This is a genomic window from Streptomyces sp. NPDC016459, from assembly GCF_040632845.1.
Classification (GTDB): Bacteria; Actinomycetota; Actinomycetes; order Streptomycetales; family Streptomycetaceae; genus Streptomyces.
In genome coordinates, this window is the sequence record NZ_JBEYCR010000003.1 from 65,991 (window position 1) to 88,646 (window position 22,656).

General features: G+C 73.5%; 21 protein-coding genes. 12 read left to right on the top strand and 9 right to left on the bottom strand.

Annotation, left to right across the window (positions count from 1 at the left end):
* Positions 1-56 precede the first annotated feature (56 nt).
* A complete protein-coding gene (locus ABZ567_RS10475) occupies positions 57-1,841 on the top strand; it encodes a hypothetical protein (RefSeq protein ID WP_360786660.1) in 1,785 nt (594 codons plus the stop codon).
* A gap of 12 nt (positions 1,842-1,853) precedes the next feature.
* On the opposite strand, the gene ABZ567_RS10480 is transcribed toward ABZ567_RS10475, so the two are convergent.
* The 3 genes from ABZ567_RS10480 to ABZ567_RS10490 form a co-directional block, all read right to left on the bottom strand.
* The gene (locus ABZ567_RS10480) at positions 1,854-2,999 is read right to left on the bottom strand and encodes a GDSL-type esterase/lipase family protein (protein WP_360786661.1); all 1,146 of its coding nucleotides are present in this window, start codon (positions 2,997-2,999) and stop codon (positions 1,854-1,856) included.
* A 241-nt stretch (positions 3,000-3,240) separates the two neighbouring features.
* Positions 3,241-4,863 carry a malate synthase A gene (gene aceB, locus ABZ567_RS10485; RefSeq protein ID WP_360786663.1) on the bottom strand — a complete coding sequence of 541 codons (1,623 nt, stop codon included), beginning with the start codon at positions 4,861-4,863 and terminating at the stop codon, positions 3,241-3,243.
* Positions 4,864-5,120: 257 nt separating this feature from the next.
* On the bottom strand, positions 5,121-5,735 hold the full coding sequence (locus tag ABZ567_RS10490; RefSeq protein WP_360786665.1) for a nucleotidyltransferase family protein: 615 nt from the start codon (positions 5,733-5,735) through the stop codon (positions 5,121-5,123).
* A gap of 195 nt (positions 5,736-5,930) precedes the next feature.
* Here ABZ567_RS10490 and ABZ567_RS10495 point away from each other — a divergent pair, with 195 nt between their 5' ends.
* On the top strand, positions 5,931-6,263 hold the full coding sequence (locus ABZ567_RS10495) for a DUF5955 family protein (RefSeq protein ID WP_360786667.1): 333 nt from the start codon (positions 5,931-5,933) through the stop codon (positions 6,261-6,263).
* On the opposite strand, the gene ABZ567_RS10500 is transcribed toward ABZ567_RS10495, so the two are convergent.
* Positions 6,253-6,879, bottom strand: a complete 627-nt coding sequence (locus tag ABZ567_RS10500; RefSeq protein ID WP_360786668.1) for a response regulator transcription factor — start codon at positions 6,877-6,879, stop codon at positions 6,253-6,255. The genes ABZ567_RS10495 and ABZ567_RS10500 overlap by 11 nt on opposite strands.
* 3 nt (positions 6,880-6,882) lie before the next feature.
* Positions 6,883-8,229: a sensor histidine kinase gene (locus ABZ567_RS10505; protein ID WP_360786670.1), complete on the bottom strand. Its 1,347-nt coding sequence runs from the start codon at positions 8,227-8,229 to the stop codon at positions 6,883-6,885.
* 112 nt (positions 8,230-8,341) lie between these two features.
* On the opposite strand from ABZ567_RS10505, the gene ABZ567_RS10510 reads away from it, so the two are divergent.
* Positions 8,342-9,421, top strand: a complete 1,080-nt coding sequence (locus ABZ567_RS10510; RefSeq protein ID WP_360786672.1) for an ABC transporter permease — start codon at positions 8,342-8,344, stop codon at positions 9,419-9,421.
* Between the two features lie 103 nt (positions 9,422-9,524).
* Positions 9,525-10,208, top strand: coding sequence for an ABC transporter ATP-binding protein (locus tag ABZ567_RS10515; RefSeq protein ID WP_360786674.1), 684 nt, complete (start codon positions 9,525-9,527; stop codon positions 10,206-10,208).
* Between the two features lie 277 nt (positions 10,209-10,485).
* Here ABZ567_RS10515 and ABZ567_RS10520 read toward each other — a convergent pair whose 3' ends face one another.
* Complete coding sequence (locus ABZ567_RS10520) at positions 10,486-11,292, bottom strand: IclR family transcriptional regulator (protein WP_360786676.1); 807 nt, start codon at positions 11,290-11,292, stop codon at positions 10,486-10,488.
* 339 nt (positions 11,293-11,631) lie between these two features.
* On the opposite strand from ABZ567_RS10520, the gene allB reads away from it, so the two are divergent.
* Both allB and alc read left to right on the top strand, forming a co-directional pair.
* On the top strand, positions 11,632-12,966 hold the full coding sequence (allB, locus tag ABZ567_RS10525; protein ID WP_360786678.1) for an allantoinase AllB: 1,335 nt from the start codon (positions 11,632-11,634) through the stop codon (positions 12,964-12,966).
* A 3-nt stretch (positions 12,967-12,969) separates the two neighbouring features.
* A complete protein-coding gene (alc, locus tag ABZ567_RS10530; protein WP_360786680.1) occupies positions 12,970-14,088 on the top strand; it encodes an allantoicase in 1,119 nt (372 codons plus the stop codon).
* Between the two features lie 494 nt (positions 14,089-14,582).
* Here alc and ABZ567_RS10535 read toward each other — a convergent pair whose 3' ends face one another.
* Positions 14,583-15,323, bottom strand: coding sequence for an SDR family oxidoreductase (locus ABZ567_RS10535; RefSeq protein ID WP_360786682.1), 741 nt, complete (start codon positions 15,321-15,323; stop codon positions 14,583-14,585).
* A 169-nt stretch (positions 15,324-15,492) separates the two neighbouring features.
* Between ABZ567_RS10535 and ABZ567_RS10540 the strand changes: the two genes are divergently transcribed.
* Together ABZ567_RS10540 and ABZ567_RS10545 are read left to right on the top strand one after the other, a co-directional pair.
* Positions 15,493-16,101: a dihydrofolate reductase family protein gene (locus ABZ567_RS10540; protein WP_360786684.1), complete on the top strand. Its 609-nt coding sequence runs from the start codon at positions 15,493-15,495 to the stop codon at positions 16,099-16,101.
* 114 nt (positions 16,102-16,215) lie between these two features.
* A complete protein-coding gene (locus ABZ567_RS10545; RefSeq protein WP_360786686.1) occupies positions 16,216-17,151 on the top strand; it encodes a DMT family transporter in 936 nt (311 codons plus the stop codon).
* 96 nt (positions 17,152-17,247) lie between these two features.
* Here the strand turns inward: ABZ567_RS10545 and ABZ567_RS10550 are convergent, their stop codons facing one another.
* Positions 17,248-17,469, bottom strand: a complete 222-nt coding sequence (locus tag ABZ567_RS10550; RefSeq protein WP_360786688.1) for a hypothetical protein — start codon at positions 17,467-17,469, stop codon at positions 17,248-17,250.
* 145 nt (positions 17,470-17,614) lie between these two features.
* Between ABZ567_RS10550 and ABZ567_RS10555 the strand changes: the two genes are divergently transcribed.
* The 3 genes from ABZ567_RS10555 to ABZ567_RS10565 are packed head-to-tail and all read left to right on the top strand — an operon-like array spanning position 17,615 to position 20,718.
* Positions 17,615-18,829: a histidine kinase gene (locus tag ABZ567_RS10555; RefSeq protein WP_360786690.1), complete on the top strand. Its 1,215-nt coding sequence runs from the start codon at positions 17,615-17,617 to the stop codon at positions 18,827-18,829.
* The gene (locus ABZ567_RS10560) at positions 18,826-19,497 is read left to right on the top strand and encodes a response regulator transcription factor (protein ID WP_360786692.1); all 672 of its coding nucleotides are present in this window, start codon (positions 18,826-18,828) and stop codon (positions 19,495-19,497) included. Before ABZ567_RS10555 ends, ABZ567_RS10560 begins: the two co-directional genes overlap by 4 nt.
* Positions 19,498-19,539: 42 nt before the next feature.
* Entirely contained in the window at positions 19,540-20,718 is a 1,179-nt protein-coding gene (locus tag ABZ567_RS10565) for a cytochrome P450 (RefSeq protein ID WP_360786694.1), read from the top strand.
* A 39-nt stretch (positions 20,719-20,757) separates the two neighbouring features.
* On the opposite strand, the gene ABZ567_RS10570 is transcribed toward ABZ567_RS10565, so the two are convergent.
* Complete coding sequence (locus ABZ567_RS10570) at positions 20,758-21,762, bottom strand: Gfo/Idh/MocA family oxidoreductase (RefSeq protein ID WP_360786696.1); 1,005 nt, start codon at positions 21,760-21,762, stop codon at positions 20,758-20,760.
* A gap of 100 nt (positions 21,763-21,862) precedes the next feature.
* On the opposite strand from ABZ567_RS10570, the gene ABZ567_RS10575 reads away from it, so the two are divergent.
* Positions 21,863-22,621: a GntR family transcriptional regulator gene (locus tag ABZ567_RS10575; RefSeq protein ID WP_360786698.1), complete on the top strand. Its 759-nt coding sequence runs from the start codon at positions 21,863-21,865 to the stop codon at positions 22,619-22,621.
* The last annotated feature ends 35 nt before the right edge of the window (positions 22,622-22,656 follow it).

Genomic DNA, 22,656 nt, shown 5'->3' on the forward strand with positions numbered 1-22,656 from the left:
GTCCCTCCCGCCTGCGTCGCCCGCCCGATTCGTCCCCGCCGATCTACCCTGGGAGCGTGGCCGAGACCGTTCTCACCAACACCGGGCTCGACAGCTTCCTCGACGGAGCGCCCGAGCGCCGCGATCCTGTCTTCGTCCGTGCCGCCGAGGCGGTCCTGGGACTGCTCGCCCTCAGGGGAGCCGACCGGGGGAGCGGATTGCCGGAGCCGACGCCGGCGCTCGTCCGGCAGCTGCTCGTCGAGGACCTGCCCATCTTCGTGTACGCGGCGCCCGGGGAGCTCCCGGTCTACCCGGCGGTCCTCGGGAAGCTCGCCGCGGGGTTCGACGGGGATCTGCGCGAGCGGGTCGCCGCCGTCGTGGCCGAAGCAGGGCCCGACTTCGAGCGGGCCATGACGGACCCCGGGAACCTCACCTGGCACCGCTGGTACGCCTCCCTCCTGCGGGCCTGCGGCGCGGACCTGGGCGACCCCGAGGACGTACGGCGTCGGCTCACCGCCCTCGACGGGGCGCCGCTCCCCGACGGGGTGCACCGGGCCGATCTCATGGGGCGTACGGCCCTCGCGGACGTCCTCCTCGCCGAGGCCCTCACGCGCGCGTACGTCCGGGACGCCGAGGAACCGCCCGCCACCGGCCCCCTGCTCACCGACCACGCCGTCGCGACGGGCATCGGGCGGGTGGCCGCAGCGCTCCAGGACCGCTGGACCGCCGCCGGTCTCGCCGAACAGCTCGCCGGACCGTACGCGCGGTTCGCGCCGGGCCCCGACGCCTTCCCCCACCTGGTCCTCGCCGACGCCCTCCTCGACGAGCACCTCGACCACTACGGCGACGTCGCCTGCCCCGTACCCCCGCCGCCCGTGATCGAGGCCGGGCCCGTCGAGGCGGACGCGGACACCCTCATCGCCGCGGTCGAGGAGCTGGCGGAGGAGGAGTTCGAACCGTACGGCGGGGAGGCTCCCCATCTCCTGTACGTGGCCTACCGGCGCGGCTGCTCGGCGGAGTCCGTCGCCCGCAAGGCCGCCGAGTACGAGGACTGGTCCGTCGACCCGGATCTGGAGGACGGGCCCGTACCGGTCCCGGCCGACGCGCCCGACGCGTACGCTCTGCCACCGCTGCCCGAACTCGTCCGGCTCCTCGGCGCGACGGGGCTGACCGAGGCGGACCGGGCCGGGCTCGATGGGCCGGCCCGCGAACTCGCCGCCGTCCTCGACCGGCTCGCCGCCACCGGCCTCGTCTTCCGCGCCGGCGACGCCTTCGGACTCACCCCGCGCGGCGCGGGCGCCGTGCGGTACCTGCTCGGGGTGCGCGGGATCGCCGCGCCCCGCGCCGCCGATGCCAGGCGATGGGCGGCGCCCGAGCTGGTCGCCGCCGCGGCGGGCTGGCCGCTGAGCGTCTCCGCGCGCGTGCTCGCCGACTGGCTCCACGCGCGCGGGGACACCGCCGATGCCTGGTCCCAGCTGCTCTCCGCCCTCGGTACGGTCCACGCCGGCAGCTCCGACGCGGCCGCCGTCCGCGAGCTCTTCGGCGCCCTCGACACCGCCTCCGCACCGCCCGACGCCCTGCGCGGCGCCCTCAGGGACCCGGTGATCGGCGCGTACGCCCACCAGGCCCTGCGTCTGCGGGGCGAACCGTCCGACCTGGTCCAGGTCGGCACCTCGGCGCGGGCGCTCTACGTCCTCGACGCGCTGCCCGCGAAGAAGGGCCCCCTGGAAGCGCGCCGTACCGCGTTCGACACGGCGGCCGCCGCCTGGCCGGGCGGGTCCGCGGCCCTGGTGCGGGCGATGAGGGAGGCGGACCACCACGAGACGGAGCGGGTCCTGGGCCCTCTCGGTCTCAACCCGTGACGAGCCCCGCGCTCACCCCGCCGTGAGGTACATCCCGGACGTCCCCGACCCCGCCGTGTTGCGGCAGCTGTGGTGGCCGGTGGGACGGGCGTGGATCAGGGCAAGGCAGCGGCCGAGGGCCTGCTGGCCGTAGGCGTTGGGGTGCATGGACTCCTGGACGAGGCCCTGGGTGCTCTGGCTGTCGATCCACCGCGCCCACTCGCTCGTCGTCCCGGAGGCGGGCGAGGTCGAGGTCACCTGACGGCTCGACCTCGCGCAGACCTCGCGCCCCTGGAGTGCGTCCCGCAGGTCCATGAACTGCACGCCCTTGGCGGTGGCCACGCCCTTCAGCCGGTTGGCGAGCTGCGGGACGAGGGAGTCGCGGGCCCAGTCGGAGTCGGCGTTCCAGAAGGGGCAGCCGCCGGTGTTCGTACGGGCCCAGCCGCTCTCGCCGTACCGGTTCTCGGCGGCGCGCGGGATGGGGGACGGGTACGACTGGAGGACGATCCGGTAGTCCGACGAGGAGTACCCCGCGCCCGCCATCACGGCCCGGATCTCGTCGACAGAGCGGCCGACGTCCGCCATCACGGCGTCGATCCGCGCGTCGACCTCGGCCTGCTGGTCGTCGTGGCAGTACGAGTACCAGACGATGTAGTCGGTGGCGCAGTTGGTGATGATGTCGGCGAAGCCGAGGTCGTTGCCGCCGACGGAGAGCGCGATCAGCTTCACGTCGTGCGAGGCGGCGACGGCCGCGAGCCGGTCGGCCTGCGGGGCCTCGCCCTTGTAGGCCTGGCCGCCCTCGGAGGCGCGGATGACGTTCTTCGTGGTCGCGCCCGAGCAGGCCAGGTTGATCAGGGAGCTCGCGATCGGTCCCGCGCTGAGCACCTCGGCGGTGTCCGAGCGGTGACAGCCGCCGGCGGTGGTCCCGTACACCCGGGAGGGGGCGTATCCGCTGCCCGTCCAGGCGCGGTCCGTGCCGTTGCGGCTGCCGGAGTCGGTGAGGCTGTTGCCGAGCCAGCGGCCGGCCTCGCCGGAGATGTAGCTGTCGCCCATGGCGACGACGGCGGTGGGGCCGGTGCCGGGTGACGCCTGGGCGGGAGGGGCGGCGACGGAGGCGAGCCCGGCGGCGGTACACAGTGCCAGGAGTGCGCGCAGCGCACGGTGGGGGGTCGAAGGCATGGCTGTGCTCCTGCGGTACGCAGTGACGTGGGGGACAGCCGCCGGCCGGTGGCATGGCGGAATCTCGCACGCCCCGGCTTGTTACCGCTAGGTAGCTGCATATCTCGGTTCAGTCACGGCCCCTGTGGATCAACAGGTGCAGGGCCCGTGACTGGGCATACGGCAGGGCTCTGCCCCCGATGCCTGTGCGGGCATCGGGGGCAGAGTCCTGTGTTCGGTGTGCTGTTCGGCCGCTGTGCGGTCAGCCGACCAGCTGCTCGTACGCGGGCAGCGTCAGGAAGTCCGCGTAGTCGGCGTCGAGGGAGACGTGGAGGAGCAGGTCGTGGGCCTGCTGCCACCGGCCGGCCGCGAAGGCCTCCTCGCCGATCTCGGCGCGGATCGCGGCCAGCTCCTCGGCGGCGACCTTGCGGGCCAGTTCGGGAGTGGCCGTCTCGCCGTTCTCGAAGACGACGCCGGCGTTGATCCACTGCCAGATCTGCGAGCGCGAGATCTCGGCGGTGGCCGCGTCCTCCATCAGGTTGAAGATCGCGACGGCGCCGAGGCCGCGCAGCCACGCCTCGATGTAGCGGATGCCGACCTGCACGGCGCTGACCAGACCGTCGTACGTGGGCTTCGCGTCCAGCGAGTCGATGGCGATCAGGTCGCCGGCCGCCACGGAGACGTCCTCGCGGAGGCGGTCCTTCTGGTTCGGCCTCTCGCCGAGCACGGCGTCGAAGGAGGCCATCGCGATCGGCACCAGGTCGGGGTGGGCGACCCAGGAGCCGTCGAAGCCGTCGCCGGCCTCACGGTCCTTGTCGGCCTTGACCTTCTCGAAGGCGACCTTGTTCACCTCGGCGTCCTTGCGGGACGGGATGAACGCGGCCATGCCGCCGATCGCGTGCGCGCCGCGCTTGTGGCAGGTGCGCACGAGGAGTTCGGTGTACGCGCGCATGAACGGGGCCGTCATCGTGACCGCGTTGCGGTCCGGCAGGACGAACTTGGCTCCGCCGTCACGGAAGTTCTTGACGATGGAGAAGAGGTAGTCCCAGCGTCCCGCGTTCAACCCGGCGGCGTGGTCGCGGAGTTCGTAGAGGATCTCCTCCATCTCGTACGCGGCCGTGATGGTCTCGATGAGGACCGTGGCGCGGACGGTGCCCTGCGGGATGCCGACGTAGTCCTGGGCGAAGACGAAGATCTCGTTCCAGAGGCGGGCCTCCAGGTGTGACTCCGTCTTCGGCAGGTAGAAGTACGGGCCCTTGCCGAGGTCGATGAGCCGCTGGGCGTTGTGGAAGAAGTACAGCCCGAAATCGACGAGCGCGCCGGGCACCGGGCGTCCGTCGAAGGTGAGGTGACGCTCCTCCAGGTGCCAGCCGCGGGGCCGCATGACGACCGTGGCGAGCTGGTCGGCGGGCCCCAGGGCGTACGACTTGCCCGAGCGCGCGTCGGTGAAGTCGATCTTCCGGGTGTACGCGTCGATCAGGTTGAGCTGACCCAGGACGACGTTCTCCCAGGTCGGCGCCGAGGCGTCCTCGAAGTCGGCCAGCCAGACCCTCGCGCCGGAGTTCAGGGCGTTGATCGTCATCTTGCGGTCGGTCGGGCCGGTGATCTCGACACGGCGGTCGTTCAGGGCCGCCGGGGCCGGTGCGACCTTCCAGGATTCGTCGGCGCGGACGGCCGCCGTCTCCGGCAGGAAGTCCAGGGTGGACGTACGGGCGATCTCGGCGCGGCGCTCCGCCCGGCGGGCGAGGAGTTCGTCCCGGCGCGGTGTGAACCGCCGGTGCAGTTCGGCGACGAAGGCCAGGGCGGCCTCGGTGAGCACCTCTTCCTGACGCGGCAGGGGCTCGGCATCGACGACGGCCAGGGGGGACGGCGCTGGTGCGGACATGAACTGTCACTTCCTTCAGCGGACTTCACGGGCGGTGCCAGACGGCCGCCGGGCGTCGCGGGACGGCACGGAGTGCCGCAGGCGCCGAGATACGGCCGCAAGCGCCTTCTGTACGAGCAGGCGCTTCTGAACAGTGGATACTAGTTTCCTCATGGTGGAAGTTCAATGGTTTGTTGATGTCGAGATTCTCCGGATCGACAGAACATGGCGCTCGGTGCCATGCCGTGTACGCCCGGCTCACGCCCCGCGCGCGCCCCTCACTCCAGATGAGTCAGATCCGCCTCCGTGTCGATGTCATAGGGCTCCGCCACATCCGAACAGTCCACCGGGGTGATCGCATCCCGGTGTGCCGCCAGATAGTCCCGAGCCCCCCGGTCGCCGACCGCCGACGCGCCGATGCCCGCCCAGTGCCCGGCGCCGAACAGCACCGGATGGCCGCGCTCCCCGTCGTACGAAGCGGCCGCCAGCGTGTCCCGCGAGCCGTACGCCCCCAGCACCCGGGACACCGCCTCCGCTCCGATCCCCGGCTGGTCGACCAGGAGGACGAGGGCCGCGTCCACCCCGCGCGGATCGGCCGCCAGCGAGGCGAGCCCGGCCCGCAGCGAGGAACCCATCCCCTCCGCCCACCCCGGGTTGTCCACCAGCACACAACCGGGCAGCTCCGCCCGCTCCCGAACGGCATCGGACGACGCCCCGAGGACCACGTGCACCACCCCGCAGCCCGCCGCGCGCAGCACCCCCACCGCGTGCTCGACTAGCGGCCGCCCCCGGTGTGACAGCAGCGCCTTGGGGCGGCCCCCGAGTCGCCGCCCGCCCCCGCCGGCGAGCAGCAGACCGGCCACGACGGGCGTTCGTTCATTCACAGATGTCATGGGGAGTGCATACCGCATCAGGCGGAATGACACGGTCGCCTGAATTCCGCCCACCAAGGGTGGCGCGCCGGGGTGGCGAAGGAGTTAACTGGCCCGCGGCTCACGGCGCCGACCCCTTCAGGGTCTGCCCGAGGTGTGTGTGGTGAGTCCGGGGGCAAGTCGTACTGCGCACAGTGTCGTGCGAGGGGGAGAACCATGTTGCGAAGCGTGGGGCAGAGGCGAGTGACCGGCGAGGGCGTGGACCCCAGGGTGGCCGAACTGCGGTCCGCCGTGTCCCGGCTCCGGCGGGAACTGGCCGCCCACCGCGTCGAGTTCACCGACCGTGGCATCGCCGAGGACGAGCTCGCCGCCCTGGACGCGATGGCGCTCAGCGGCGCCCCGGAGGTACGGCGGCTGCGCCGCTCGCTGCTGCTCGTCGCCGGCGCCGTCGGCTCCGTCAGCGCGCTCGCCGCAGGCCTCGCCGGGGTCCGCCGCGCCGTCGAACTCTTCGGACCCCCGCCCGCCCAGGACCCCGGACCTACCGCCTGATCAGCCGACGTGCCGTCGCCGCCGCCACGGCGGCCGTGCGCGAGTCCACGCCCAGCTTCGCGAAGACATGCACCAGGTGCGACTTCACCGTCGCCTGGCTCAGGAAGAGCACCTTGCTGATCTGCTGGTTCGACAGACCCTCGCCGACCAGCTGGAGCACTTCGAGCTCCCGCCTGGTCAGCGCCTCCACCGGGGTCCGCATCCGGTCCATCAGCCGGTGCGCCACCGCCGGCGCGAGCGCCGACTGCCCGGCCGCCGCCGTCCGTACCGCCGCCGCGAGCTCCTCCGGCGGCGCGTCCTTCAGGAGGTAGCCGGAGGCGCCGGCCTCCACCGCCGCCAGGATGTCCGCGTCCGTGTCGTACGTCGTCAGGACCAGCACCTTCACCCCGCCGGGCGCCGCCGTGATCGCCGCCGTCGCCTCCGAGCCGTGCATCCCCGACCCGAACTGCAGGTCCATCAGGATGACGTCCACACCCCCCGCGGCGGCCAGCTCCACCGCGCGCTCGGCGGTGGCGGCCTCCGCGACGACCGCGAAGTCCGGCTCCGTGTCGAGGACCGCGCGCAGGCCCGCCCGTACCACCGGGTGGTCGTCGGCGAGAAGAAGACGGATGGCCATGGTTCAGACTCCAGCCGGGAGGGGGAGGGAGACGGCGACGGCCGTGCCCTGACCGGGCGCGGACTCCACGGTGAACGTGCCGCCGAGCGACTCCGCCCGCGAGCGCATCGCCGGAAGCCCGAAACCGCCGTCGGACGAAGGGCGGCGCACGGAGGCGGGCTCGAAGCCCCGGCCGTCGTCGACCATGTCCAGGGTGACCGAGGCGTCCATGAACGACAGCGTGATCTCCGCCCGCGAGGCGCCCGCGTGCCGCACCGTGTTCGCGAGCGCCGACTGGGCGATCCGCAGCAGCGCCACCTCGTACGGGGTCGGCAGCTCGACCGGTGCACCGCTGACGGAGAAGCGAACCCGCGGCCCGGCCGCCGACGCGTACGGCTCCGACGAGGCCTGCGGTTCGTGCGCCCCGGTGGCGGCCTTCGACCCGTACGGCTCCGGCCGGGCCTCCGGCGGGTTCGGCTCGGGCCAGGTCTCCGGCGGGTTCGGCTCGGGCCGGGTCTCCGGCGCGTACAGGCCCTCGCCCGCCCCCGGCCGGCACAGTCGCTCCAGGGCCGCCGCCAGGGAGCCGTGTTCGAGGTCAGGTGGGGACAGGGCCCGCACGAAGCGTCGTGCCTCCGCCAGGTTGTCCTGCGCCGCCCGCCGGGCCCGGTCGATGTGACCCGCGGCCGGGGAGTCCGGGGGCAGTGCCCGCTCGGCGGCCCGAAGCAGCAGCTGGATCGACGACAGGCCCTGCGCGAGCGTGTCGTGGATCTCCCGCGCGAGCCGCTCCCGCTCGGCGAGCGTCCCCGCGTGCCGCTCGGCCGCCGCCAGCTCCTCCCGGGCCGCGATCAGCTCCTCGATGAGTCGCCGCCGCCGCTCGCTCTCCCGGTACAGGGCCTGATAGCCCAGAACCGTCGCCACCGCGACCGCCGCCCCGAGCAGGGGCCCGACGAAGACCCCCGGGTTGAGCGGGGCGCCGTGCCCCACGTACGAGAGGATCGCCGCGCCCGCCGTCAGCACCACCACCGGCAGCGACCAGCGCGCGGGCAGCAGGTGCAGCTGGACGAAGTAGAGCGGGAAGGCCACCCAGAGCGCTTCCGGGGTCAGCCAGAGCAGCGCGAACCAGGACGCGCACAGCACCCCGAGCCACACGGCGGCCGCCCGCCGGGAACTCCGCACGGACGGCAGGTACGAACCGGCCGCGTAGACGGCGCCCGTCACCACCGCGATCACCGTCCCCGCGGCCGAGTCCGCCCGTACCGCGGCAAGGGCGAGCAGCCCCGCCGTCAGCAGGTGCAGACAGAGGTGCAGCGCGCGCGGGGCGGGGTGGAGGGAGGGGCGCGGTACGGGGTGGGGGGAGGGAAGCGGATCCATGATCCCTCCAGCGTAGACATCGGCCGACAATCCGGACTCAACCGAAAGTTTGATCGCGGAGCCATCCGTGGCGCGATGCCCGCCGGGTACCGGTCGGACCACTCTGGTCAGCATGTTCGTGGCATGGAGAGACCTCAGATTCGCCAAGGGGCGATTCGCCCTCATGGGCACCGTGATCGTGCTGATCACCCTGCTCGTCGGGCTGCTGTCAGGGCTGACCGCCGGGCTCGCGCGGGAGAACATCTCCGCGATCACCGGACTGCCCGCCGACCGGCTCGCCTTCGCGGCGCCGCCGTCGGGGCAGCCGGTCTCCTTCACCAGCTCGACGGTGACCGAGGAGCAGTGGCGCCGCTGGTCGGGGCGGCCCGGTGTGACGGCCGCGGCGCCGCTCGGTATCCGTACGCTCAACGGCGCCGCCGGGGACCGTACCGCCGCCGTGTCCGCCTTCGGTACGGAACCCGAGGGCGGGCTCGCACCCGTGGCCCCCGCGCCGGCGAAAGCCGTCCTCTCCGCGTCGGCCGCCGAGGAACTGGACGTCTCCACGGGCGACGCCGTCCGCCTCGGGCCCCTCGAGCTCACCGTCGCGGCGGTCGCCGGCGACGCCTCGTACAGCCACACCCCCGTCGTGTGGACCTCCCTCAACGACTGGCAGCGGATCGGCCACGACGGCACGGACACGCGGGAACAGGCCACCGTCATCGCGCTGCGCGGGGGCGACGGGGCCGACTGGGCGGCCGGCGACACGGCCGTCGGCACCGAGGCGCGGACCGTCGACGAGGCACTCACCGCCCTGGGGTCCTACCAGGCCGAGAACGGCTCGCTCCAGCTCATGCGCGGGTTCCTCTTCGCCATCTCCGCGCTGGTCATAGGGGCCTTCTTCACCGTCTGGACCATCCAGCGCGGCGGCGACGTCGCCGTCCTCAAGGCGCTCGGCGCCTCGACCCCGTACCTCCTCGGGGACGCCCTCGGCCAGGCCGTCCTCATGCTCGCCGCGGGCACGCTGCTCGGCACCGCGCTCGCGGTCGCCATCGGCGCGCTGGTCAGCGGCGGGAACGTGCCCTTCGTCCTGGAACCCCTCACCGTCCTCGGACCGGCCGCCGTGATCATCGTGCTCGGTGTCCTCGGCGCGGCCCTGTCCATCCGGCGGATCACCGCCGTCGACCCGCTGACCGCCCTCGGGAGCGCCCGATGAGCCCCTGTCCCGACGCGCTTCGGGAGCGCCTGGCGAATCCCGGTCCCGACGCACTCCCGGAGCGCACGACGAGCCCCGTCCTCACCCCTGCCAGGAGCACCCGATGAGCCTCGTCCTCGATGCCGTCACCCTCACCTACCCCGACGGGGACGGGCGTCTCACCGCCCTCGACGACGTCTCCCTCGTCGTCCCCGCCGGTACGCTCACGGCCGTCGTCGGCCCCTCAGGCTCCGGCAAGTCCAGTCTGCTCGCGGTCGCCGCCACCCTCGTCACCCCGGACCGGGGACGGGTCGTCGTCGCCGGTACGGACACGGGGCCGCTCACCCCCGCCACCCGCGCCGAGCTGCGCCGCGAACACATCGGGATCGTCTTCCAGCAGCCCAACCTGCTGCCCTCGCTGACCGCTGCGGAGCAGCTCCAGGTGATGGCGCACCTGTCGGGCCGGACGCCGAAGGCGGTACGGGGCCGGGCCCTGGAACTCCTCGGCGCGGTGGGCCTCGCGGACCTGGCCCACCGCAGGCCGCACCAGCTCTCCGGCGGTCAGCGGCAGCGCGTGAACATCGCGCGGGCGCTGATGAACGAGCCCTCCGTCCTCCTGGTCGACGAGCCGACCAGCGCGCTCGACCAGGAGCGGGGGGCGACGGTCATGGACCTGCTGGCCGGGCTGACGGAGGAGCGGGGGACGGCCACGGTGCTCGTGACCCATGACAGGACCCACCTCGCCAGGGCGGATCGCACGGTGACGGTCCACGACGGCCGGCTCACGGAGCCGGTGGAGACGGGCTGAGGTATCCGATTCGGCTCGGGAGGCAGGGACGGCGGGGCCTTCGCCAGGTCACTGCCCGCCGGGCGAAGCCCCGGGCGGACGGGCTGGGCCGCCGCCTGTCGGCGGAGCCGGGGCGCACGGGCTGAGCCGCCGCCGCCCGTCGGTGGGATCCCGGGCTACTGCGCCACCGTCGGTCGGCGGGATCCCGGGCGGCTGGGTCGCCGTCGGTCGAGGTCCCCGGGCGGTGGGCTGCGCCGCCGTCGGTCGAGGTCCGGCCCTTCGTCATGGCCGTAGACGGCTACGCCGTCCCGTTGCCCGCCGTGTTCGCCAGTGCCGCGGACAGTTCGCGGGCGACCTGCTGGAGGATCGGGACGATCTTCTCCGTGGCCGCCTCGGTGACCCGGCCCGCCGGGCCCGAGATGGAGATGGCCGCGGCGGTGGGGGAGTTGGGCACCGACACCGCGAGGCAGCGGACTCCTATCTCCTGCTCGTTGTCGTCGACCGCGTACCCCGTCTCGCGGACCGCGACGAGCGCGTCGAGGAAGCCGTCCGGCGTGGTGATCGTCTTCTCGGTCGCGGCCGGCATGCCGGTACGGGCGAGCAGCGCGCGTACCTCCTCCGCCGGGGTGTGCGCGAGCAGCGCCTTGCCGACGCCGGTCGAGTGGGGCAGCACCCGTCGGCCGACCTCGGTGAACATGCGCATGGAGTGCTTGGACGGCACCTGTGCCACGTACACGATCTCGTCGCCGTCGAGCAGCGCCATGTTCGCCGTCTCGCCGGTCTCCTCGACGAGCCGGGCGAGGTACGGGCGGGCCCAGGTGCCGAGGAGGCGGGAGGCGGACTCGCCGAGCCGGATGAGCCGGGGGCCGAGCGCGTACCGCCGGTTGGGCTGCTGGCGCACGTAGCCGCAGGCGACCAGGGTGCGCATCAGGCGGTGGATGGTGGGGAGGGGGAGTCCGCTGCTGGCGGAGAGCTCGCTCAGCCCGACCTCGCCCCCGGCGTCGGCCATCCGCTCCAGGAGGTCGAAGGCACGCTCAAGGGACTGGACGCCTCCGCTCGCGGCGGGCTTGGCGGCGTCGGTGGTGCTGGCGCTGGACGTCGGCACGTCAACGGTCCTTTCGAGGCGGGCGGGCAAGGCAGCAGCCTACCGGGCCACCGGCCGGGGCATGCGGCCCCGGTGCCGGTGTACGGGCCGGTCAGGGGGGTGTTTGTCCGGTGTCGGGGAGGGCTCGGCGGGGTCCGGCTCCGCTCTGCCTGTGGGGAGCTACGTTCTACTGTACGGAATTCCGATTCCACTTTGTGGAAACATCCAAGACGGGTTCGCCGGTGGCCGATGCTGGAAGTGTGCCCTTGACGACATGTCGCCCGGAAGTGAAGACTCCTTTTCAACAGTTCGTTGAAATTCTCAGTTTGCTCTGCGAGTCACTTGAAGAGAGGGGTACGGGTGGACGTCAACCTGGTCCTGCGCTCGACGCGTGTCATCACCCCCGAGGGGACACGCCCGGCGTCGATCGCCGTCTCCGGAGGGACGATCACGGCCGTGCTGCCGTACGACGCCGAGGTACCCGACGGCGCCCGGCTCGAGGACGTCGGCGACGACGTCGTCCTGCCCGGACTCGTCGACACCCATGTGCACGTGAACGACCCCGGCCGCACCGAGTGGGAGGGCTTCTGGACCGCCACCCGCGCGGCCGCCGCCGGCGGCATCACCACCCTGCTCGACATGCCCCTCAACTCGCTGCCCCCGACCACCACCGTGGAGAACCTGCGCGTCAAGCAGGAGGTCGCCCGCAGCAAGGCCCACATCGACGTCGGTTTCTGGGGCGGCGCCCTGCCCGACAACGTCAAGGACCTGCGGTCGCTCCACGACGCCGGCGTCTTCGGCTTCAAGTGCTTCCTCTCGCCCTCCGGCGTCGACGAGTTCCCCGAACTCGACCAGGAGCAGCTGGCGACCTCGCTCGCCGAGATCTCCGGCTTCGGCGGCCTGATGATCGTCCACGCGGAGGACCCCCACCACCTCGCCGCCGCGCCCCAGCGTCCGGGCGGCGCGTACGCCGACTTCCTCGCCTCCCGCCCCCGGGACGCCGAGAACACCGCGATCGAGAACCTGGTCAACCAGGCCCGTCGGCTCGACGCCCGCGTCCACGTCCTGCACCTCTCCTCCTCCGACGCGCTGCCGCTCATCGCCGCCGCCAAGGCCGAGGGCGTCAAGATCACCGTCGAGTCCTGCCCGCACTTCCTCACACTCACCGCCGAGGAGATCCCGGACGGCGCCACCGAGTTCAAGTGCTGCCCGCCCATCCGCGAGGCCGCCAACCAGGACGCGCTGTGGCAGGGGCTCGCGGACGGCACGATCGACTGCGTCGTCTCCGACCACTCGCCGTCCACGGCCGACCTCAAGACCCCCGACTTCCTGTCCGCCTGGGGCGGCATCTCCTCCCTCCAGCTCGGTCTGCCCGCCATCTGGACCGAGGCCCGCCGACGCGGCCACACCCTGGAGGACGTCGTCCGCTGGATGTCCGAGGGGCCGGCCCGGCTCGCCGGTCTCACCCGCAAGGGCGCCATCGAAGCCGGCCGCGACGCCGACTTCGCCGTCCTCGCCCCGGACGCCACCTTCACCGTCGACCCGGCGGAGCTCCAGCACCGCAACCGGATCACCGCCTACGCGGGCAAGACCCTCAGCGGTGTCGTCACCTCCACCTGGCTGCGCGGAGAGCGGATCGCCGATCACGGCGTCCTCGCCGAGCCCTCCGGCCGCCTCCTCGAAAGGAACAACTGACCCGTGAGCAGCGGCATACCCTCCTTCACCGGTGACGCCAGCCCCTACGGCGGCGGCGACCCGTACGCCGACTACCGAACGGCCGACTTCGCCTTCACCCGGTACGCGGACCTCGCCGACCGGCGCCTCGGCGCGGGTGTCATCGCCGCCAACGACGAGTTCTTCGCCGAGCGCGAGAACCTGCTCAAGCCCGAGGCCGCCGAGTTCGACCCCGAACACTTCGGCCACAAGGGCAAGATCATGGACGGCTGGGAGACCCGCCGCCGTCGCGGGATCTCCGCCCAGCAGCCCCACCCCACCGAGGACGACCACGACTGGGCCCTCGTGCGGCTCGGCGCGCCCGGTGTCATCCGGGGCATCATCGTCGACACGGCCCACTTCCGCGGCAACTACCCGCAGGCCGTCTCCGTCGAGGCCGTCTCCGTCGCCGGCTCGCCCTCGCCCGAGGAACTCCTCGCCGGCGACGTCAAGTGGACGACGCTCGTCCCGCGCACCGCCGTCGGCGGCCACGCCGCCAACGGCTTCGCCGTCGACATCGAGCAGCGCTTCACCCACCTGCGCGTCAACCAGCACCCCGACGGCGGCATCGCCCGCCTCCGCGTGTACGGCGAGGTCGCCCCGGACCCGGCATGGCTCGGCGTCCTCGGCACCTTCGACCTCGCTGCCCTGGAGAACGGCGGCCAGGTCGAGGACGCCTCCGACCGCTTCTACTCCCCGGCGACCAACACCATCCAGCCGGGCCGCTCCCGCAAGATGGACGACGGCTGGGAGACCCGCCGCCGCCGCGACAAGGGCAACGACTGGATCCGCTACCAGCTCGCCGCCGAGTCCGAGATCCGCGCCGTCGAGATCGACACCGCTTACCTCAAGGGCAACAGCGCCGGCTGGGCGGCCCTCTCCGTCGCCGCCGAGGGCTCCGAGGAGTGGACCGAGATCCTGCCCCGGACCCGCCTCCAGCCCGACACCAACCACCGCTTCGTGCTGGGCACCCCGGCGGTCGGCTCCCGTGTCCGGGTCGACATCTACCCCGACGGCGGCATCTCTCGCCTCCGCCTCTACGGCTCCCTCACGGAGGCCGGCACGGCACGGCTGACCGCCCGCCACCAGGAGCTGGGCGGGTAGCACCCTGAATCCGGGCGGGTACGACACCCCGCCCGGCCCGCGAGGGCGCACCGGCCCGACAGCACCGGTGCGCCCTCCCCCCTTTTTTCGGGGCTCGGTTCGCCTCCGGGGCGCCAGAGCCGGGCTCACGGCCCCGACCGTGCTCGCCTCCTTCGTCCCTCAGGAGGCTCCGCGCGCTCGGGGCCGTTCCCCCGGCGCGCCCCTTCGGTTCACTCGCCGGGGCCTGAGGCCCGAGGCCCGCAATCCGAGGCCCGAGGCCCGAGGCCCGCAATCCGAGGCCCGCTACCCGAAGCCCGAGGCCCGGGGCCCGAGGCCCGCACTCCGGGGCCCGAGGCCCGAGGTCAAGGTTCCGGGGTCCAGAGCCCGAGGTGCGAGGTCCGGCGGTCGAGGGGTGACGGCCGGCGGTCGAGGGTGACGGCCGGCGTCCGACGGCCGGCGTCCGACGGGCGGCGTCCGGCCGTCGGCGTCCCACGGGTGACGCCGTCCTGCCCGGGTCACGCCGCGTGCCCGCCGTCCACCGCGAACTCCGCGCCCGTCACGTACCGCCCCTCCGGTCCCGCCAGGAACGCGACCAGCGCGGCCACCTCGTCCGCGGTGCCGAAGCGGCCGAGGGCCGTCAAGGTCGCCTGGCCCTGTGCGTACGGGCCGTCCGCCGGGTTCATGTCGGTGTCGACGGGGCCCGGATGGACGAGGTTCGCCGTGATGCCACGGCCGCCGAGGTCCCGGGCGAGTCCCTTCGTCAGGCCGATCAGGGCCGTCTTGCTCAACGCGTAGAGCGTCCCGCCGGGGCCCGGCACCCGCTGCGCCATGCAGCTGCCGATCGTGATGATCCGGCCGCCCTCCGGCAGCCGCGTGGCCGCCGCCTGCGAGGCGAGGAAAGCCGCCCGGACGTTCACCGAGAGGACCCGGTCCACGTCCGTGAGAGCCAGCGTCTCCAGGGGGCCGAGCACCCCGACGCCCGCGTTGTTCACCAGGACGTCGAGCCGTCCCAGGGCGTCCGCCGCCCAATCCACCGCACCCGCCGCGTCCCCGGCGTCGGCCGCGTCGGCCCGCAGGGGGAGCGCCTTGCGCCCGGTCGCCTCGATCCGCGCGGCCACCTCCCCGGCCCGCGCCTCGTCCTGGACGTAGGTGAAGGCCACGTCGGCGCCCTCCCGAGCGAGGCGGAGGGCCGTCGCCGCACCGATCCCCCTGCTACCGCCCGTCACCAGAACCGCCGTGCCGTTCATCGTGGACATCCCGAAACCTCCGTGCGAAAGACCTGAGTGGTTGCGGGTTCAATGAAAGTCGGCCGAGGGCCCGGGCACCGGCGGGAATCGGACCCCGACCCTGCCACCGATGACTTTCGCCGTGCGGTGCCGTCTGTACCGGTGAGACACGATGGACCGGAGACGAAAGGGCACCCCCATGGCCACGCTCAGCCTCACCCAGTTCCTCACCCTCGACGGCGTCCACCAGGCCCCCGGCGGCCCGGACGAGGACCCCAGCGGCGGCTTCGAGCACGGCGGCTGGTCCGTGCCGTACGGCGACGAGGACTTCGGGCGGTTCGTCGAGGAGGTCTTCGTCCGGCCGGCGGCCTTCCTCCTCGGCCGCCGTACGTACGAGATCTTCGCCGGCTACTGGCCGAAGCAGACCGACCCCGCCGACCCGGTCGCGAGCAAGCTCAACGCCCTCCCCAAGTACGTCGCCACCTCCACCCTCGACTCCGCCGACTGGGCGGGGACCACCCTCCTCCGCGGGGACGTCGTCAAGGAGGTCGCCGCCCTCAAGGAGCGCACCGACGGCGAGATCCAGATGCACGGCAGCGCCGGTCTCGCCCGGACGCTCCTCGACCACGACCTGATCGACACCCTGCACCTGCTCGTGTTCCCCGTCATCCTCGGCACCGGTCGCCGCCTCTTCTCCGACGGCGTCCACCCCGCCGCCTTCCGGCACGCCGCCGCGCGGACCACCGGCTCCGGCATCGCCATCCACACGTACGAGCTGGCGGGCCGGCCCGCGTACGGCAGCTACTGATACGACGCCCCCGGAAAGGTGTAGCCACCACGGGCCGGTCCGGGTACGGTGATCGCTCCGTGTGCGAGCCGTCGAAGTCTCCACCCCACCCAGAGACGTGGAGACCGGCCCGCCATGGCAGCCTCGACCCCCCTCGCCCCACCCCTGTCCCTCGGCGCCCCGCCCCGCGCCTGGCTCACCGATCTACCCGTCCTGCTCGTCGCCGTCGTCTGGGGCGCCAGCTATCTCGCGGCCAAGGGCATCACCACCACCCACACCGTCATCGCGGTCCTCGTGCTGCGGTTCGCGGTGGTGCTGCCCGTCCTCGTCATCGCCGGCTGGACCAGGCTCCGGGCCCTGAGCGCGGCCCAGTGGCGCGGCGCCGCGACCCTCGGGCTCATCCTCAGCGGCATCTTCCTCCTGGAGACCTACGGCGTCGTCCACACCTCCGCCACCAACGCGGGCCTGATCATCAGCCTCACCATGATCCTCACCCCGCTCGCCGAGGCCGCCGTCACCAGGGTCAGACCGCCCCGCGCCTTCCTCGCGGCCGCCGTGCTCTCCGTCACCGGTGTCGTCCTCCTCACCCAGGGCGGCGGCTTCACCACCCCCTCACTCGGCGACCTCCTCATGCTGCTCGCCGCCGTCGCCCGTACCGTCCACGTCCTGGCCATGTCCCGGACCACGGCGGTCCAGGATGCCGACTCGCTCTCCCTCACCACCGTCCAACTCGGCACCGCCGTAGCCGTCTTCGCCGTCATCGCGGCCTTCCCCGGCACCGGCGCCCCGCCCTGGACGGTGGCCCTCGACTTCGGGCCCCGCGAGTGGGCCGGACTGCTCTTCCTCTCCGTCTTCTGCACGCTCTTCGCGTTCTTCGTGCAGATGTGGGCGGTCCGCCGGACCTCCCCGTCCCGGGTCAGCCTGCTCCTCGGCACGGAACCGCTCTGGGCCGCCGCCGCGGGCATCGCCCTCGCCGGCGACCGCCCCGGCGTCCTCGGCCTCGCGGGCGCGGTCCTGGTGCTCGCGGGCACCAGTTGGGGCCGCAGGGCCGCAGGCGACACCGCCGGATAGGTTCTTCGACGCCGGCGGCCCCCCCGCCGCATGGCCGAGCGTCACGCCGGGGTCACGCGTGTCGACAGCGCGGGCGCCCGGCCCCGGGACGGCCGGTCAGGACTTCACCAAGCGGCTCGCCGATATCGCGAGGGTCATGCCGAGAACCGCGATCACGATGTTCGCGAACAGCGCCCGGCCCTCCAGGAACCCCACGTTCTCCGTGAGGAACCGGGTCAGACCCACCAGTCTGAACCAGCCGTCCGTCAACTCGCGGATCACTCCGCAGACACCCGCCACGAACACCAGGGCACCCAGGCCCTCCAGAAAACCCTTCATGACCCGATCATGGCGGGCAGCGGCGGCCCGCCGCGCCCGCCGCTCGTCTACGGCGACCGATACGAAAGTATCGACCCGCGCGACTCCGGTGGACCGACCGCCCGCACGCCCCCCTGAACCGCCCCCGCCTGCGTACATTGCGGATATGACTCGCACGGACCGGCAGCGCTGGCTGCTCCCCTCCCACCTGGTCGAACCGGGCGGGAGCGGGGCGCCCCGGCCCCGCCGTACCGTCCGCGACTGGATCGTGGACACCTCGCTCTTCTTCCTCGCGGCCCTCGTCGGCCTGCTCGCGGCGGAGACCAGCGCCAAGTACACCAGCGAGGCCGTCGCTCTCGCCGACCAGCTGATCGGCGCCGCCGCCTGCTGCGCCCTGTGGCTGCGCCGCCGTTGGCCCACCACGCTCGCGGTCGCACTGTGCCTGGTGAGCGCCGTGGTCCCCGTCGCCGGCGGCGCCCTCCTGGGGAGCCTCTTCAGCCTCGCCGTACGCCGGCCCTTCCGCGAGGTCGCCTGGATCGCGACCTTCGGCGCCGTCGGCTCGGTCGTGTCGGTGTTCGTCCGCCCCGACCCCGAGACCCCGACCGGGCTCAACGTCGCCCTGAGTCTGGTCCTCGTGCTCCTCGTCACCGCCTGGGGCATGCTCGTCCGTTCCCGTCGCCAGCTCGTCGAGGCCCTCAGGGAACGCGCCCGCCGCGCCGAGGCCGAGGCCGAACTGCGTGTCGCCCAGGCCCAGCGGCTCGCCCGCGAGTCCATCGCCCGCGAGATGCACGACGTACTCGCCCACCGGCTCACCCTGCTCAGCGTCCACGCCGGAGCCCTGGAGTTCCGCCCCGACGCCCCTCCCGAGCAGGTGGCCCGTGCCGCCGGTGTCATCCGCGACAGCGCCCACGACGCCCTCCAGGACCTCCGCGAGATCATCGGAGTCCTGCGCGCCCCCGGCGAGAACGGCGACGGCGGCAACCGGCCGCAGCCCACCCTCGCCACCCTCGGCGCCCTGATCGCCGAATCCCGCGCGGCCGGCGCGGAGGTCGTCCTCGACACCACCGTGGAGGACCCCGCGGCCGTGCCCGCCGCCACCGGCCGCACCGTCTACCGCATCGCCCAGGAGGCCCTCACCAACGCCCGTAAGCACGCCCCCGGCACGATGGTCACCGTCACCGTGCGGGGCCGCCCCGGCGAGGGCCTCACCGTCGGCGTCCACAACCCCGCACCCGCGGGACCCGTCCCGCACGTCCCCGGCTCAGGCCAGGGCCTCATCGGACTCGCCGAACGCGCCGCCCTCGCCGGCGGCCGCCTCGACCACGGGCCCGGCCCCGACGGCGGGTTCACCCTGCGCGCCTGGCTACCGTGGCCCCCATGACCATCCGGCTGCTGATCGTCGACGACGACCCCCTCGTCCGCGCGGGCCTCACCCTCATGCTCGGCGGCGCCGAGGACCTGGAGATCGTCGGCGAGGGCGCCGACGGCGGCGAGGTCCCCGAACTCGTCGCCCGCCACGCCCCCGACGTCGTCCTCATGGACCTCCGCATGCCCCAGGTGGACGGCCTCACCGCCACCGAACGTCTCCGTGCCCGGCCCGGCGCCCCCGAGGTCGTCGTCCTCACCACCTTCCACGCCGACGAGCAGGTACTGCGCGCCCTGCGGGCCGGCGCCGCGGGCTTCGTCCTCAAGGACACCCCGCCCGCCGAGATCGTCGCCGCCGTCCGACGGGTCGCCACCGGGGACCCGGTGCTCTCCCCGGCCGTCACCCGCCAGCTCATGACCCATGTCGCGGGACAGCCCCCACGACCCCGGCGCGCCGCGGCCGCCGACCGGCTCGCCGCACTCGCCGCCCGCGAACGGGAGGTGGCCGTCGCCGTCGGCCACGGCCTCTCCAACGCCGAGATCGCCGCCCAGCTGTACATGAGCGTCCCGACGGTCAAGGCCCACGTCAGCCGCGCACTCGCCAAACTCGGCCTCGACAACCGCGTCCAGATCGCCCTGCTCGTCCACGACGCGGGTCTCCTCGACGAGAACGACCCCGCCTGAAAAGCACACGGCACACCTGGGCCCGTCGGATACGCTCCGTGGATGTCCGTCATCGAACTGGGGGAGTACGGCGCGGACTTCACCGCCGACCCGTACCCCTTCTACGCGAAGCTCCGCGCCGCCGGCCCCGTCCACCCGGTGCGGCTCCCCGACGGATACGAGTTCTGGCTGGTCGTCGGCCACGAGGAGGGGCGCGCGGCACTCGCCGACCCCCGGCTCGCCAAGTCCCCCTCCGTGATCGGCGTACGACCGCCCGAGGAGGACATCATCGGCGTCCACCTCCTCGCGGCGGACGCCCCCGACCACACCCGGCTGCGCCGCCTCGTCACGGGCGAGTTCACCGGCCGCCGGGTGGAGAGCCTGCGTCCCCGGGTCGAGCGGCTCGCCACCGAACTCGTCGACGTGATGGAACCCGCGGGCCGCGCCGACCTCGTCGACGCCTACGCGTACCCGCTGCCGATCACCGTCATCTGCGAACTCCTCGGGGTGCCCGCCGCGCACCGCGACACCTTCCGCCGCTGGTCGACCGAGCTGGTCACGCCCAGCGACGACGCAGCCTTCGCCGGGGCCATGGAGGGCTTCGCCGGCTACCTCGACGAGCTCATCGAGGACAAGCGGGCCGAGGGCCCCGCCGACGACCTGCTCTCCGGTCTGATCGCCGCCCGCGCGGAGGACGGCGACCGGCTCTCCGGGCCCGAACTCCGGGCCATGGCCTATCTGCTGCTCATCGCCGGCCACGAGACCACCGTCAACCTCATCTCCAACACCGTCCGCAACCTCCTCACCCACCCCGAGGAACTCTCCGCCCTGCGCGCCGACCCCGCCCTCCTCGACGGGACGATCGAGGAGTCCCTGCGGTACGACGGGCCGGTGGAGACGAGCACCTTCCGCTTCGCCAGGGAGGCCGTCACCCTCGGCGGCACCGACATCCCGGCAGGTGCGAGCGTGCTGGTGGCCATCGGTGCGCTCGACCGCGATCCGGCCCGCTTCCCCGACCCCGACCGCTTCGACATCCGCAGGGACACCCGCGGCCACCTCGCCTTCGGCCACGGCATCCACTACTGCCTGGGCGCCCCCCTCGCCCGGCTCGAAGGCCGGATCGCGCTCCGGACGCTCCTGGACCGCTTCCCCCGCCTGGAACTCGACCCCGAGGGCGCGCCCTGGGAGTGGCTCCCCGGCCTCCTCATGCGCGGCGTCCGACACCTCCCGGTCCGGTGGTGACACCGCCCGCCCTCCCCGGCCCGGCGCGTCCGGCCGCGTCTACACCGCGCCGCTCTCCTCCACCCGCACCGGTCGCCGCTCCCGGCGCGAGCGCTCGCAGGCCTCGGCGATCCGCAGCGCCTCAAGGGCCTCCCGCCCGTCGCACGGATTGGCCGCCTCGCCGCGCACCAGCCGGACGAACGCGTCGAGCTCAGCCTCGTACGCGGGGGCGAACCGCTCCAGGAACCCCGGCCACGGCTTCCCCGGCGCGGCCGGCCCCCGTGACTCCACCGAGGTGAGGGGGGTGCGGTCGTCCAGGCCCACCGCGATCTGGTCCCGGTCGCCCGCCAGCTCCATCCGGACGTCGTACCCGGCGCCGTTGCGGCGGGTCGCGGTCGCCGTCACCAGCGTCCCGTCGTCCAGGGTCAGGAGCGCGGCCGCCGTCGACACGTCCCCCGCCTCCCGGAACATCGCGGGACCCGCGTCCGAGCCCGTCGCGTACACCTCCACGACCTCCCGGCCGGTCACCCAGCGGACCATGTCGAAGTCGTGCACCAGACAGTCCCGGAACAGTCCGCCGGAGAGCGGCAGATACGCGGCGGGCGGCGGCTCCGGGTCGGAGGTCGCCGCCCGTACGGTGTGCAGCCGACCGAGCCGCCCCGAGCGCACCGCCTGCCGCGCCGCCCGGTACCCGGCGTCGAAGCGCCGCATGAACCCCAGCTGGAGCTCGGTCCCCGCCTCCGCCACCGCCGCCAGGGCGGTCCTCGTCCCCGGCACGTCCAGGGCGATCGGCTTCTCGCAGAACGCGGGGATCCCGGCGCCCGCCGCGCGGGCGATCAGCTCCGCGTGCGCGGCCGTCGCCGAGGCGATCACCACCGCGTCCAGGGCGTGCCCGAACAGCGCCGTCACGTCCGGTGCCGCCTCCGCCCCGAGAGCCCCCGCGACCCCGGCCGCCCGGCCGGCGTCCGCGTCCGCGAGGACCAGCGCCCCGACCTCCGGGTGGCGGGCCAGCACTCCCGCGTGGAAGCTCCCGATCCGTCCCGTACCGATGAGTCCGATGCGCATGGCCCCACGGTGGATGCGCTCGTCCACGGTGTCAAGGATTTGTCAGGACAACCGGACGTCACGACTTCCCGTCATCAGCGCCCCGGGCTACGCTCCCCCCGTGTCCAAGCAGTCCGGCTCCTCCCTGCCCCCGCTCGCCGTGGACCGCAGCAGCCCGGTCCCGCTCTACTTCCAGCTGGCCGGGCAGCTGGAGGACGCCGTGGCGAACGGGACGCTCACCCCGGGCACCCTCCTGGGCAACGAGATCGACCTCGCCACCCGCCTCGGCCTCTCCCGCCCCACCGTCCGCCAGGCCATCCAGACCCTCGTCGACAAGGGCCTCCTCGTCCGCCGCCGGGGCATCGGCACCCAGGTCGTGCACAGCACGGTCCGGCGCCCGCTGGAGCTGAGCAGCCTGTACGACGACCTCGACGCGGCGGGACAGCTCCCCGCCACCCGGGTCCTCGTCCACCGCGTCGAACCCGCGGCCGCCCCGGTCGCGGCCGCCCTCCGCGTACCCGAGGGCAGCGAGGTCCTCTACCTGGAACGGCTCCGCACCGCGCACGGCGAGCCCATGGCGTACCTCCGCAACCACCTCCCGGCCGGGCTCGTCGAAGCGGACACCGAGCGCCTGGAGGGCACCGGCCTCTACCGGATGCTCCGGGCCGCCGCGCTCACCCTGCACAGCGCCCGGCAGGCCGTCGGCGCCCGCGCCGCGACCGCCGCCGAGGCGGCACTCCTCGACGAGCCGGAGGGCGCCCCACTGCTGACCATGGAGCGCGTCACCTTCGACGACACCGGCCGTGCCGTCGAGTACGGCTCCCACCTCTACCGGGCCACCCGCTACTCCTTCGAGTTCCAGCTGATGGTCCGTCCCTAGCCTTGGAAGGCCCCCCTGACGAGGGCCTCGACCCG